Annotated in this window: 13 protein-coding genes; 7 read left to right on the forward strand and 6 right to left on the reverse strand. The window is 69.5% G+C overall.

The genetic code is table 11. From position 1 onward, the window contains the following. Positions 1-1,016: RICIN domain-containing protein (locus tag ACFVS9_RS12880; RefSeq protein ID WP_389931772.1), on the reverse strand; the 1,016-nt coding region annotated here is incomplete at its 3' end. 67 nt (positions 1,017-1,083) lie between these two features. Continuing rightward, entirely contained in the window at positions 1,084-1,803 is a 720-nt protein-coding gene (locus ACFVS9_RS12885) for a hypothetical protein (protein ID WP_389931774.1), read from the reverse strand. Between the two features lie 394 nt (positions 1,804-2,197). On the opposite strand from ACFVS9_RS12885, the gene ACFVS9_RS12890 reads away from it, so the two are divergent. Together ACFVS9_RS12890 and ACFVS9_RS12895 are read left to right on the forward strand one after the other, a co-directional pair. Beyond that, positions 2,198-3,295, forward strand: coding sequence for a hypothetical protein (locus ACFVS9_RS12890; protein ID WP_383113344.1), 1,098 nt, complete (start codon positions 2,198-2,200; stop codon positions 3,293-3,295). A 43-nt stretch (positions 3,296-3,338) separates the two neighbouring features. Next, positions 3,339-3,827: a hypothetical protein gene (locus ACFVS9_RS12895; protein WP_389931775.1), complete on the forward strand. Its 489-nt coding sequence runs from the start codon at positions 3,339-3,341 to the stop codon at positions 3,825-3,827. A gap of 51 nt (positions 3,828-3,878) precedes the next feature. Here the strand turns inward: ACFVS9_RS12895 and ACFVS9_RS12900 are convergent, their stop codons facing one another. Together ACFVS9_RS12900 and ACFVS9_RS12905 are read right to left on the reverse strand one after the other, a co-directional pair. Then, positions 3,879-5,402 (reverse strand): RICIN domain-containing protein, encoded by a 1,524-nt coding sequence (locus ACFVS9_RS12900; protein WP_389931777.1) that lies wholly within the window; start codon positions 5,400-5,402, stop codon positions 3,879-3,881. A gap of 372 nt (positions 5,403-5,774) precedes the next feature. Next, positions 5,775-7,031, reverse strand: coding sequence for a glycoside hydrolase family 10 protein (locus ACFVS9_RS12905; protein ID WP_389931778.1), 1,257 nt, complete (start codon positions 7,029-7,031; stop codon positions 5,775-5,777). A gap of 197 nt (positions 7,032-7,228) precedes the next feature. On the opposite strand from ACFVS9_RS12905, the gene ACFVS9_RS12910 reads away from it, so the two are divergent. Together ACFVS9_RS12910 and ACFVS9_RS12915 are read left to right on the forward strand one after the other, a co-directional pair. Next, positions 7,229-8,089, forward strand: coding sequence for a 3-hydroxybutyryl-CoA dehydrogenase (locus tag ACFVS9_RS12910; RefSeq protein WP_383113348.1), 861 nt, complete (start codon positions 7,229-7,231; stop codon positions 8,087-8,089). Between the two features lie 569 nt (positions 8,090-8,658). Then, positions 8,659-9,540 (forward strand): IS5 family transposase, encoded by an 882-nt coding sequence (locus ACFVS9_RS12915; protein WP_389931780.1) that lies wholly within the window; start codon positions 8,659-8,661, stop codon positions 9,538-9,540. A 41-nt stretch (positions 9,541-9,581) separates the two neighbouring features. Here the strand turns inward: ACFVS9_RS12915 and ACFVS9_RS12920 are convergent, their stop codons facing one another. Beyond that, positions 9,582-10,103 (reverse strand): hypothetical protein, encoded by a 522-nt coding sequence (locus ACFVS9_RS12920; protein ID WP_389931781.1) that lies wholly within the window; start codon positions 10,101-10,103, stop codon positions 9,582-9,584. Positions 10,104-10,261: 158 nt separating this feature from the next. Here ACFVS9_RS12920 and ACFVS9_RS12925 point away from each other — a divergent pair, with 158 nt between their 5' ends. Further along, the gene (locus ACFVS9_RS12925; RefSeq protein WP_389931783.1) at positions 10,262-11,275 is read left to right on the forward strand and encodes a DUF317 domain-containing protein; all 1,014 of its coding nucleotides are present in this window, start codon (positions 10,262-10,264) and stop codon (positions 11,273-11,275) included. 435 nt (positions 11,276-11,710) lie between these two features. Here the strand turns inward: ACFVS9_RS12925 and ACFVS9_RS12930 are convergent, their stop codons facing one another. Beyond that, positions 11,711-11,971, reverse strand: coding sequence for a hypothetical protein (locus ACFVS9_RS12930; RefSeq protein ID WP_389931784.1), 261 nt, complete (start codon positions 11,969-11,971; stop codon positions 11,711-11,713). Positions 11,972-12,224: 253 nt separating this feature from the next. Between ACFVS9_RS12930 and ACFVS9_RS12935 the strand changes: the two genes are divergently transcribed. Together ACFVS9_RS12935 and ACFVS9_RS12940 are read left to right on the forward strand one after the other, a co-directional pair. Next, positions 12,225-12,572, forward strand: a complete 348-nt coding sequence (locus ACFVS9_RS12935) for a DUF317 domain-containing protein (protein WP_389931785.1) — start codon at positions 12,225-12,227, stop codon at positions 12,570-12,572. A 100-nt stretch (positions 12,573-12,672) separates the two neighbouring features. Continuing rightward, the gene (locus ACFVS9_RS12940; RefSeq protein WP_129826083.1) at positions 12,673-12,885 is read left to right on the forward strand and encodes a hypothetical protein; all 213 of its coding nucleotides are present in this window, start codon (positions 12,673-12,675) and stop codon (positions 12,883-12,885) included. Positions 12,886-12,971 lie beyond the last annotated feature (86 nt).

Genomic DNA, 12,971 nt, shown 5'->3' on the forward strand with positions numbered 1-12,971 from the left:
TTCTCCGCGTGGCCGAACGCCTTGAGGACCGGTTCGCCTCCCGGGGCGAACGTCCCGTCCTCGCCCCGGGGCGACACGCGCACCCCGTCGGCGGAGAGCACCACGGCGTCGGGCCGGCCGTCACCCGTCATGTCCGCGAGGGTCCACAGGTCCGCCGGGCTCGCGGAGGGGGCGGGCGGGTGCAGCACGCGCTCGTCGTCGAAGGTGCCGTCGCCCCGGGTGGACGAGGTCACGGCGCCCTTCGCCTGCGGTAGCCCGACGATGTCCGCCCGCCCCTCTCCCGTGGTGTCGGCGAGGAACCGCGCGCCGGGCCCGGCCCACGGGTCCGGCTGTCCGCCGGGTAGGGCACCGGCCTCCTCACTCTTCCACCCGCCGGCGCCCAGGTCGCTCCCGAACTGGTCGAGCACCAGCAGCATGTCGCTGAACGAGGGCGTCGCCCCGGGTACCGGCCGCAGCGCGGTGGAGAGGCCGAGCCGCCAGGACCTGCGGCCGTTCCAGTGCCCCAGCGGCGCCCAGCGCAGTACGGCGTCGCTGGTGCGCTCGGGGGCGGCCGGGACCAACCGCCACCGCTGGGTCTCCGCGTTGTCGTCGTGCTCACGCAGGACGATCCGGGTGTCGTCCGGGCCGGGTTCGGCGAGGTCGAGGACGGCGCCGTCGCCCGCGCTCTCGATGAAGTGGAGACCGGCTTCGCCCTCGACGGGGACGAGGCGCCACTGCTGGGTCTTCCTGCCCGCGGCCGCGGGTCCCTGCCGGACCCCGCGGTCCGGGGTGGCGGGGTCGTCGAGCACCTTCCCGCTGACCGCGTTGCTGATCACGTACGCCTGGTCGTCCTCCCCCTCACCTCCCGGCGGGGCCTGCACGGGGACGAACCTCCACTGTTCCGGCTCCGGGCCGTCATCGGGGAAGTCGCGGACGACGAGCGCCGCGTCCGCGCCCGGCGCGGCCTTGGCGCCGAGCGTCTTCCCCGTCGCGGCGTTGACGATCTCCAGCTTCAGTTCTTCCGTGGGCACGGGCATCGTGGTGCCTCTTCCAGGCGGTACGGGCGTTGGCTCGGGACGGGTCCGGCAGGGCGGTGGCCACGGATCACGTGAAGACGTGGTGGTACGGGACGTTCCACTCGCTGGGCAGCCGGGGGTAGAACGTGTTGATGACCGTCCCCGTGAAGTCGCCGCCCCAGTTGTAGGTGAGACGCGCCTCGCTGTCGGCGGTCACGGCGTGGTCCTTGAAGCCGAGGATCGCGTCGGGGTGGGTGATCGGCACGAAGGTGATCCCGCCCCACGGCGTCACCGTGACGACCCAGAGCTGGGTGTCCTCGGGAGCGCCGTTCTTCCCGCGCCACTTCTCCCCGACCTTGTCGGGAAGGCCGACCTGGACGGTGTCGGCCGTGCTCTTCGGGGCGTCCTGGTTGACGGAGACGCGCCTGCGCCGCGGCTTCGGCGCACCGTCGTCACCGCGCCCGCCGTCCGTCCGAGCGGCGTCGGCGGGCGTGGCCGGCACCTGGCCCGCGGCGCTCTCGATGAAGTACAGCGGCCGCTGCCCGAAGAAGCCGCCGGGGGTGATGTGCCAGAGGTGGCCCTGCGCCTCCTTCGTGGCCGGGTCGAGCGCGGTGGCCAGCTTGACCCCCTTGTCGTGGCTCTCCTCCTTCAGCTCGGCCGGCCGCAGGTAGCCGCCGTTGAAGGCATGGACGAGCATGACCGGCCGGTTCTCGACCAGGGCCGCCACGATCGCGTTGTCATAACTGTTCACCGCCACCGGGCCGCCGACCACCAAATTGGCCATCGCCGTGCGTTCTTGGGTGTACATCGCGGAAATCTCACCTGTTCCGAATGAGGAGAAAATGCGTCGGGCGGTCGACCCGACGGCCTTTCGTGCGGCATTTCCATACGTCCGGATCCTCGGTCGAAAAATTCCGAGAAGGAGCGGACGACGGAACCGGTCAACCGGAACCGGCCACACCGCGGAAACGCAGGAAGAACCGTGGGGAAAGCCGTCGACCGAGTGATCGACTGCGGTTCAACCTACCCATGTCCCAGTCGAGTTGAGATCCCCTGGCGAGCCTTGTTCACTCGATTGAGCGTGATGCCCAATGAGAGGTTCCAGGTCATTGAGGGCCGTGATAACTTCGATTTTCCGAACGCACAGATATTTGTTTTCGTTTCATCGATAACGGTTCGACCAGATCAGTCGAGGACGGGAAATGCCTTCCAACGCGTACAACCTGGAGCGGGCCAAGCGCCAGCCGCTGACGAAGAAGAACCTGCGGGAACTCAATATCGAGCAGACCTGGCAGTCGATCCTGGATCACCCCAACCTCGTCTACGTCGACGACTACGGCGTGCGGCACAAGCCCGTCGGGTTCTCCGTGAACAAGTCGAGCTTCGGCGCGTTCCCCGGGTCCGCGTCCCAGCTGGGCTGGCTCGCCTACATGAACCTCGGGGAGCCACTGATCGAGGAGCGGCGCAGCATCGGCCAGCCCCCTCCTGACACGTTCTCCTCCCGCGCCTACGTCAACCGCAGCCAGACGTCCCCGATGACCTTCACCGACTCCGTCGACTTCACCGTGTCCAACGGGGTCACGTGGTCGCTCCAGGGAGAGGCCAAGCTGACCTTCGGTGGCAGTGTCAGCGCACAGCTCCAGCTGCAACTGCAGAACCAGCTCCGGATGGACCTCCAGACGCAGCTACAGGCGCAGCTCCAGAACGAGGTGGCGAACAAGAACGCGAACACGGTGACCAACAAGAACAGCAAGGACAGCATCGGGGTGGACAACGCGAACACCACGGAGACCGCCACGCGGAATTCGGCGACGAACTCCACGGCGAACACGGTGACGAACTCGGTGGGTTTCACCACGACGGGCAGTGCCACCGGCAGTGCCACACTCAACGCCCAGTTGATGCTGGGCATCACGGCGTCCGTCGGCGGCTCCCTGACCACCAGCTGGGCCTCCAAATCGCAGATTTCCGGCCAGGTCCCCCCAGGTTCCCGCGTGGAGACCATCGTCACCCAGCGGCGCACCCGCAAGCAGTACTCCTACGAGATCCCGGTGACCTTCTCCGGGTTGCTGGCGGTGAAGTACGACGTACCGGTGGCGGTCCTGTCTCCCCCGCAGCCCGACGAACACCCGGGTCTCGACCAGCTGGTCGCCCGCGATATCGCCGATGTCGCCCTGGCGGACGGTGGTTTCCGCATGAAAGGCCTGGCCGAGATCGTCTCCGCCCTTGAGGTCCATCACACGATGTTCGACGGCGAGAGCCTGACCGGCAGCGAACGGGAGCTGCACAAGAAGCCCTGACCGGGTGGCGGGGCCGGCACGACGACGACAAGAGGTGACGACCATGGTGTTCGACAACATCTTCGGCTTCGCGGGCAAAGGTGCGGGGCTCTTCTCGGTGACCACCGACAGCGCCAAGCCGCAGCCGGGGGCGGGTGTCGACTTCGAGGACGCCGACGAGGACACGTACGACGACACGAGCACGAGCCTGTTCGACAGCGCGATCCACGGAGCCTCCTCCCGGGCCAAGATCGTGCAGGAGCAGTCGCCCGAGGCGAGAGCGGTCCTGGGCTTCCTGGGCTCCTTCATCCAGACCACCCAGGCCTCGGCCGGTGCGCAGGCCCGGTACGCCAGTGATCCCGGCTCGGTGTCCGGGGCGGCGTCCGCCGGCATGCAGGAATCGAGTGCGACGGTGACGGAGCACAGCGGCCTCCAGAAGGACGAGGACCTGGAGAGCAAGCCGAAGAAGAGCGACTACACCCAGGCGCCCAAGCCGCCCAAGGCGCCGGAGGCACCCGGGACGGCCGACGGGGGTGCTGCCGGCTCCCGGTAGTCCCGGAGTTCCGAGGGGGCAGGGGCGAGTTCGCCCCTGCCCCCTCGCGTGTCACACCGGGAGGAGCTGCCACTGCCGGTCGCGGTGGTCGCCCTCCGCCCCGTGCTGCGTGATCGCCGTGCGGGCGTTGGTGCCGACGCGCAGGAGCAGACCGCTGTTGCGGTTCGCGATCTCGTACACCCGCGGGCTGTCGGTGACGGGGCCCACCGGGATCAGCCTCCAGTGCTGGTGGTGTGCTTCGCCGCCCTCGTGGGCGCGCTGTGCGACCACCGCCCCCGCCTTCTCCTGCGCCCCGAGGATCTCCAGGACCTTGCCGCTGCGCACGTTCTCGATCGTGTAGAGGACGTCGCCGTCGTCCTGGCCCGTCACGACCAGCCGCCACCGCTGGTGGTCCCTGGGCGCGGCGAGGATCTGGTGGATCTCGGCCCCGTCCTTGGCGGACTCACGCGAGACCCCCATCCGGAGCCTGCTCCGGACGCTGGTCCAGGAGACCACCGTGCCCGACGCGGGCAGTCCGGCCATCTTCGCCGACGCGATCTTCCGGATCCGGTTGTTGGCGTGGTCGGCGATGTAGAGGGCGTCGACACAGTCCACGGCGAGCCCGTACAGGTTGCTCAACCGGGCCGAGGCGGCCGGGCCGTCGTCACCGCCGAAGCCGCTGGCACCTGTGCCGGCGGCCGTGCTGATCGTCCCGTCCGCGGCGATCCTGCGCACCCGGTAGTTGCGGTGGTCGGAGACGTAGAGGGTGCCGGTGCTGTCCAGCACCACCCCCAGGGGGAGGTTCAGCTGCGCCGAGGACGCCGGGCCGCCGTCGCCGCTGAAGCCCGCCGCACCCGTACCGACGACCGTGCCGATCGTCCCGTCGGCGCTGACCTTGCGGACGCGGTGGTTGTCGGAGTCCGTGATGTAGAGGCCGCCCGCCCCGTCCACCGCCACGCCGTACGGGCGGTTCAGCTGGGCCGAGACCGCCGGGCCGCCGTCCCCCTTGAACCCGGCGGCCCCGGTCCCCGCGACCTTGCTGATCACCCCGTCGGTCGTGACCTTGCGGACCAGGTGGTTGTTGTACTCGGCGACGTAGAGGACGCCGGCGCGGTCCACCGCCACCCCGAACGGGCCGTTGAGCCGGGCGGCGGTGGCCTGCCCGCCGTCGCCGCTGGACCCCGCGTACGCCGAGCCGGCGACCGTGCTGATCGTCCCGTCGGCCGTGATCTTCCGGACCCGGTGGTTGCCGGCATCGGCGACGTAGACGGCGCCCGCCGCGTCCACCGCCACCTCGCGCGGGCAGTTCAGCTGGGCCGCGGCGGCGGGGCCGCCGTCCCCTTTGAACCCGGGGGAGCCGTTGCCCGCGACCGTGCTGATCCTCCCGTCCGTCGTGACCTTCCGGATCCGGTGGCCGCTGTAGTCGGAGAAGTAGAGGGTGCCGACGCCGTCCACCGCCACCCCGTACGGCCGGTTCAACTGGGCCGAGAGGGCGGGCCCGTTGTCCCCCTTGGAACCCGCCTCCCCGTTGCCCGCGACCGTGCTGATCGGAGGGGCGGAGTGCTCGCCGTCGGCTCCCACGTGGCCAGTGCTCATCGTCATCCCTCACCGTTGACCGGCCGCCCGTCACAGGCGGTTGTCGGCTGGTTCCAGGAAGTCACAGGTGCGTTCGGGTTCGCAAGATCACTTCCGGGTGGTCCTCGCGGGGCGTGTTGACGCGGCGCCTCACGGACCGGTCGCCGCACCACGCCACCGCCGTCCGGGCGGTGGCGCGCACAGGAGGTCCGCCACCCACCCTGTCGTCACCGGCGAGGCGGCCCCTCCGGTGCGGTGACAGGTGCGGCGACCGCCCACCGGGGTATCGACGGCGCCCCGCGCCGCGTCCATAACGGTGCGGGGCGTGGGCGGTACGCGCCGCGCCCGTAACGGTGCGGGGCGTGGCGGCCCGGGCCGGGACCCGCGGCCCGGTCAGCGGGGGGTGCGGGCCCGGACCTGGTAGTGGTCGGCCACCACCCGGGCCATGGCCCCGATGGGATCCGCCTTCACGTGCTTCGCGGAGAAGTAGATGTGGCCGCCCACCTCGGGGTGACGGTCGCCGAGATCGAGGTGCTTCGACAGTTCGGCCGGGTCCTGCCAGGCGGCGGGCTGGGCGGGATCGCCCGCCTTGTAGAGCGCCTCACCGATGTACAGGCCGACACCGGTGCCCTTGACCGTCCCGGCCCACCACGGCAGCAGCTTCGCGTAGTCGGCGGCGGAGAAACCGATATTCCAGTAGATCTGCGGACAGATGTAGTCGATCCATCCCTCCTTCACCCATTTCCGGGTGTCGGCGTGCAGGTCGTCGTACGTCTGCACCCCGGCCGCGGTGTCGGAGCCCAGCGGGTCGGTCCCGGCGTTGCGCCACACCGCGAAGGGGCTGATGCCGAACCGGACGCCGCTGCGGACCTCCTTGATCCGCTCGCCCGTCTCGCGCACCAGCCGGTCGATGTTGTCGCGGCGCCACGCCGCCTTGCTCGTGAAGTCCTCGCCGTACCGCTCGTACGCGGCGTCGTCGTCGAAGACCTGGCCCGCGACCGGGTAGGGGTAGAAGTAGTCGTCCCAGTGCACCGCGTCGACCGCGTAACGGCTCACCGCGTCGAGCATGGCGTCCTGGACGAACTCGCGGACCTCGGGCAGCCCCGGGTTGTAGTAGAGCTTCCCGCCGTAGGGCAGGACCCAGTCCGGGTGCAGCCGCGCGGGGTGGGAGGCCACCAGCCGCGAGGGGTCCGTGTGGTTCGCGACCCGGTACGGGTTGAACCACGCGTGCAGCTCCAGCCCGCGGGCGTGCGCCTCGCGCACCGCCGTGCCCAGCGGGTCCCAGCCCGGGTCCTTGCCCTGGACGCCGGTGAGGCACTGCGCCCACGGCTCGTACGAGGAGGGCCACAGGGCGTCGGCGCTGGGGCGGACCTGGAGGACCACGGCGTTCAGCCGGAGGTCGACCGCGCGGTCCAGGTCGGCGGTCAGCTCCGCCTCCTGGGCTGCGGCGCTCAGGCCCGGCGCCGACGGCCAGTCCAGGTTGGCGACCGTGGCGATCCACACACCGCGCAGTCGGCCCCCGTCCGCCCGGCGCCCGGGGCTCCGGGGCGCGAGCGCCCGGCGCGCGGCGGCGGCATCACCCGCCGTCATCAGCGCGGCCACCGTGCCCGCCGCCCCCAACACCAGTGACCTCCGGCCCATACGACGCATCTGTGCACCTTTCGTTTTCCTGTTCCTGTATGTCACCTCGGCAGTGCGTGACTCCGATCATGCCTTGCACCGGACCGCACGCCCCGCAGCCCGGCGGCACCGGATCGCGGAGTAACGTCGTGGGGTCGAGGCGGGCACCGGAATCACACGGGAACTGCCACCCGGAGATCAGCGAAAGGCACGAGGTGACGGACTCTATGGCCGACATTGCACGCGTCGGAGTGGTGGGCTGTGGCCAGATGGGCGCAGGGATCGCGGAGGTGGCCGCCCGCAGCGGCCTCGAGGTCAAGGTCGCCGAGACCACCGGCGAGGCCTTGGAAATAGGGCGTACCCGGCTGCACAACTCCCTCTCCAAGGCCGCCGAGCGCGGCAAGATCACCGTGGAGGAGCGTGACGAGACCCTCGCCCGCCTGAGCTTCACCACCGACCTCGGCGAGTTCGCCGACCGCGATCTGGTGATCGAGGCCGTCGTGGAGAACGAGCAGGTCAAGACCGAGATCTTCCAGGTGCTCGACCAGGTGGTGACCCGGCCGGACGCGATCCTCGCCTCGAACACCTCCTCCATCCCGCTGGTGAAGCTGGCGGTGGCGACCTCCCGGCCGGACCAGGTCATCGGCATCCACTTCTTCAACCCCGCGCCGGTGCAGCGGCTCGTCGAGCTGATCCCCGCGCTGACGACGTCCGACGAGACCATAAAGCGTGCCGAGGCCGTCGTGGAGAACGTGCTCGACAAGCACGCGATCCGCGCCCAGGACCGGTCGGGCTTCGTCGTCAACGCGCTGCTGATCCCGTACCTGCTCTCGGCGATCCGGATGTTCGAGTCCGGCATCGCGAGCCGCGAGGACATCGACAACGGCATGGAGATGGGCTGCGCCCACCCGATGGGGCCGCTGAAGCTCGCCGATCTGATCGGCCTGGACACGGTGGCCTCGGTCGCCGACTCGATGTACGCGGAGTACAAGGAGCCCCTGTACGCCGCTCCCCCGCTGCTCCAGCGCATGGTGGACGCGGGCCGCCTCGGCCGCAAGACGGGCTCGGGCTTCTACCCTTACGGGTGAACCGATGCCCCGGCGGGCCCGGCGCTCACGCCACCGGGCCCGCCGGGGCGCGTTCCCCGAGGTCAGGGCCGTTGGCGGCTCCGAAGAGCCTCGTCCTGTACAGCCGACCCGATGCCGTGCCGGAGCGGTGCGGAGCAAGGGCGCGGATGCGCGGGCCGGAAGCCTTGGGCCTTTCAGGGCTGTCGCAGCCTTCCGTGGTTGTACTGCGAAAACTCCCTCGGATGTCCCTCCGACAGAGTTGAAAGTCCCTGAAAAGTCCCTGGCGACTCGGACCCAGACCTACGCATTACAAAGGCCTGCAAGATACGCGTACCACCCGATCCATCCGGTGCCGCCCCGTCCGCCCACGCAGCGCTCACGCACTCCGGGCCTACGACCGCTTTGCAGCCACACGCTTCCAAATGGTCGTCTGGCGGTTCGGCGCGCGTCCGGCTTGAGGGCGTGCGTACCGTGCCCTAGAAGGGCGAATGCAACCAGAGCAAGTCTGCGATCTGGCTGGTCAGAGGCCCCAATTAGGGCGTGTCCGACGGGTCGAGTGACTCGCCGAGGGGCGAATCGTTCCGTTTGGTGTGGGGCGTGGTGATCTCTCCGATGCCGAGTGGGCTCAGCTGGAACCGCACCTGCCGACGAACGTCGGACGAGGCGGGCGCTGGCACTGCCACCGGCGCGTGATCAATAGAATTCTCTTCCGGCTGCGGACCGGCCTGCCGTGGCGGGACCTGCCACCTCACTTCGGGAAGTGGCAGACGGTCTATGACCGGCATCGCAGGTGGTCAGCCGATGGCACGTGGGAAAGGATCTGGCGCGCTGTCCTCGCCGCTGCTGACGCCGCGGGCCGGATTGATTGGAGTGTGGTGAGCGTGGATTCCACGGTGAGCCGGGTCCATCAGCATGCCGCCAGGGCTCGTCTCCGGCCGGCCCGCGTGCCGGGGCGACGCCGCTGCCCCGCAGAGCATCGGTCCGACGAGGCGGTCGGCCGCTCGCGGGGCGGCTTGACGACGAAGATTCACTTGGCCAGTGATGGGAGCCAACGTCCGCTGTCAGTTCTGATAACCCCAGGACAGTGGGGTGACGCTCCGCAGTTGATCACGGTCTTGGACCGCATCCGCGTTCCGCGTCCAGCCGGTGGCCGTCCACGGACGAGACCGGACCACGTGTGCGGGAACAAGGCATACAGCTCGCGTAGAAACCGTCGATACCTGCGACGACGGCAGATCCAGCACACGATCCCCGAGCGTCGAGACCAACGAGCCAACCGCCGGCGACGCGGGAGCCGAGGAGGTCGTCCCACTGCTTTCGACCGGGCCCGGTATGCCCGCAGAAACGAGGTCGAACGGTGCATCAACGCGCTCAAAGGGTCCAGGGCCGTGGCGACTCGGTACGACAAAAGAGCCTACGTATTCCACGGCACGGTGACTCTGACTGCGCTTCGCCTGTGGCTCCGCCCCTGAAGCTCTCAAATGCCCTTCCCGTAGCAGCCATGCCGATCAACTCAGTCGTCGGCCGCGACGAGGAGAGTGATCCGTCCAGCTGAGCGGTCGATGAGCACGAAATCGTGGAAGTGCTCGTGCACACGCCCCCAGTCGTGAATGGACTCATCCCCCAGCCCGCGCAGATAGTAGATGTGGTCAGCCACCGCCAGGCGGTCGAACACCTCCTGTTGCAGATCCGCCTCCAGCTCGGCGGGTACCTCCCCGAACTGGTTCACCCACCCCCACAGGATGTCCGCGCTTCTCTCCCGGCTGACGGCTTCGTAGACGTCGGGGGTGACCAGCCTCAGCCAATACGGGCCGTGCCTGGATCCCTCCGACAGGACTCCGCCGCCCGCGTAGTCGTCCCGGAACTGTTCATGCCCGATGAGCGCCGCGAGCAGTTCCTGAACTCCGCCGGACTCAGCCGGGAACCGCAGATGCTTGAGGTCGACCCACCTGTAACCGTGTGACTTCGGATCTTGGAACTCGTAGTTGCGGAAATTGATGAGGGCACTGACCTCATGGGTGAGCTGGTTCTCCATAGCGCCGTAGCTTAGAAGTCGAGCAACGTCACTCTACGGACCCATCGGACAGGCCCTAGAGGCCACTCGCCGCCACTACGGCATCCGCGTGCGCTCCGGCGGCTCCCGCCACTGCATACGCGGATCCGTTCTCCTCCTTCGCTTCCGGAGACTCGACCATGTACGCCCCTGATGACCCGACCCGGTACCAAGAGGTACTGGTCAGCCCCATGTATCTGGCTGGTTCCAACGGGACCGGCGAGGCTGGCTTCGCGCCCGTCGCCTACTGGCCCCATCAGTACCTCGATGAGGGCCCCTGCCAGCTCCTCGTGACCTCTCCCGACCAACGGATTCGGATCGGCTGGTTCGGCGACGACTTCGAACTGTGGAAGATCAGCGCTGCCGAGGACGCCTTCTCGGCGCCTCGCTGGACGGCGACGTTCAACCACGTCACCCCGGCCGAGATGGTCGCCGGCCTCACCGCCGCACTGGTCCAGGACTACGACGAAGCCATCGCCTCCGACACCCCCGGGCGCTTCCTGACAGGACCAACCGTCCCCTGGAGGGACACCGTCCGGCCGCTGACCGATGCAGGCTGGAACCCTGACGGAGCTGCTGAACTCGGCACCGTCGAGATCATCGCTCCCGACGACCAAGCGGGCATCCTCATCGATCGGCGCGGCTACGGCTCCGACCGCACGACCGTCGAGCTGTGGGCTGGCCCGCCGGGCTGGGGCACTCGTGCCGAAGCGACGTTCACGGCCCGCACCCCGTCCCACTTGATCGCCGCAACCGCCGCTGTGATGGCGAAGTCGACCCCGGTGGTCCGCGAGCGCCACCAAGTCGACCGGCGGATGCAGCACTTGGTCACCATGACCCCTGTCGCTTCGGCCACGCCGATCGCCGAGGCTCAGGTCCCGCGCGCTCCGACTCCGCTGGACGTACGCCGCACCGCGGTCACCCAGGCTGTACACCGTGCCGCGCGGTCACCACGCACAGCAGCCGACCTCCGGGTGATGGCCGCCCAGAGCCGCTCCACGGGTGCGGCGCAGAAACGGACGGGACACCCCGCGACCTCTGCCCGGCTGCCGGCCAGCTCGCCGGCGCGGACACTGACTCCCACCCCAGGCGGCACTCCACGCGCGACCGTCCCCGCCCACCAGGAGTTCCACCATGCCCACCACCATGCTTAACCAGGCCACGGCCATGATCGAGAACGCCTGGGGCCAGCCCATCGAAGCTCTTGAGGTCCTAGGGTCCGCCGCCCCAGCGAGGACCCGCTCCTGCGCTACGCCATGCACACCCGCGCGGCCCTGGCCATCACGGACAGCGCGGTAACCGTTCACCAGGACCGTCTTCACGCCCTGTCCCGGCATGGGTACGTGCCTGACTTCTACGAACTCGACCGGATCACCGAAACGGCGGTCAAACTCCGCGTCGCCCACGCGGAGAGCCGTGCGTACCTCCAGGCGATCCGGCGCGTGGTGTAGGCCCGGGAGGCCGCCGCACCCGAGGTTGCGGCACCGGCGGTTCGGCTGGCTCAGGCCGCTGTCGCCCGCTCCGGGCAGACGCGGCACGCCCCGGGGGCCGTGCCCGAACCGCCCTCTCCGGCGGCGGTCGTAGGGCCGTCAGCGCCCACAACGGGGCCCCGACGTTGAACGCTTAGCTCCGATTCTCGTCGCGGGGCCCTCTTCGGCCCGGGGGCCCACCGCGCGGGCCAGCTCCTCCACCGTCAGCTCCACGCGCCGGCCTTCGGCGACCCGGCGCTCCACCGTCTCCTCGTCCGGCCACCGGTCGGGCTGTGCGCCGACTCCCCACTGGCCGTCGGCGACCATCGCGATTTCGCCCACGGTCCACGGCCGCCCGGCCGCGCGGATCTTGCGCTCCAATCCGGCGCCGTCCCAGTGTCTGCTCGCCTCGGCCGTCGCTGTCCCCCTTCTCTCGCCGGCGGCCCGTCACCACAACCCATGTAGGACAACCGCGGTGGCCTGTCCATTCCCGGGTCTCCCGTCACCTGCTGACGACCCCGAGTTCGCCCACGGCAGACGTCCTTGCCGGGAAACGACTACGTACTTCGGCATGCCGCATGCCAACGTACGGGTGTCGGGAAAACCGCAGGTCAACGAAGGGATCTATCTAACCGTGAGCACCTCTGCCACCCTCCTTCCGGCCGTTGTCCGCCCCACGGCGGATGCTCTCCACTGGCTCTCCGCCGACCACGGTGCGGGGCCGGTGCTCGATCTCCTGGACGCACTCGGGTGGGCGATCGTCGACACCCCCGAGGCCAACGTCCACGCGACCAGCCCCGACGGCTGTGTCGACGTCGGCTGGCTCCCCGAGGACCCGTCGGCCTGGCAGCGCAACATCGTCTGGCACGTCCGGGTGCAGCCCGCCGAGGGCGACGCATGGGTGCAGGAGTTCGGTCTCCACACCCCCTCCGAGGCCGTTGCCGGATTCCTCGCCGCCCTGGTCACCAACTCCTCGTGGTGACTGCCGATCAGGCTCCGCTCATTCATCCATCGACGGCTCGACGACTCCCCGTCGTCGGGCCGACCAGCCCCGTCAATTTCCACCGTTCCCGGAGACTCCCTTGCCCCAGTACCTGACCGTCGGCCACCTGCTCCGCCAGCTCCAGGAACTCGACCCCAACCTGCCGGTCCGTCTCGCCGTCAACCCCGACTTCCCCTTCGCCCACTTCGTGGGGGCCAAGGTCGTCGTCCGCGACGGCAAGGCGTACATCGCCGACGACGGCCAGGAGGACTACCTCCCGGTGGGGGCGCGCGACGCCCTCACCTGGGCCTGATCGCTTCCCTACCATCACGGAGGCTTCCCATCTCGTCACTCTCGCGCCCGCGCCCCGCCTCGCACTGCACACTGTCGCGGCGCGCC

The organism is Streptomyces sp. NPDC058008, from assembly GCF_042886395.1.
Taxonomy (GTDB): Bacteria; Actinomycetota; Actinomycetes; order Streptomycetales; family Streptomycetaceae; genus Streptomyces.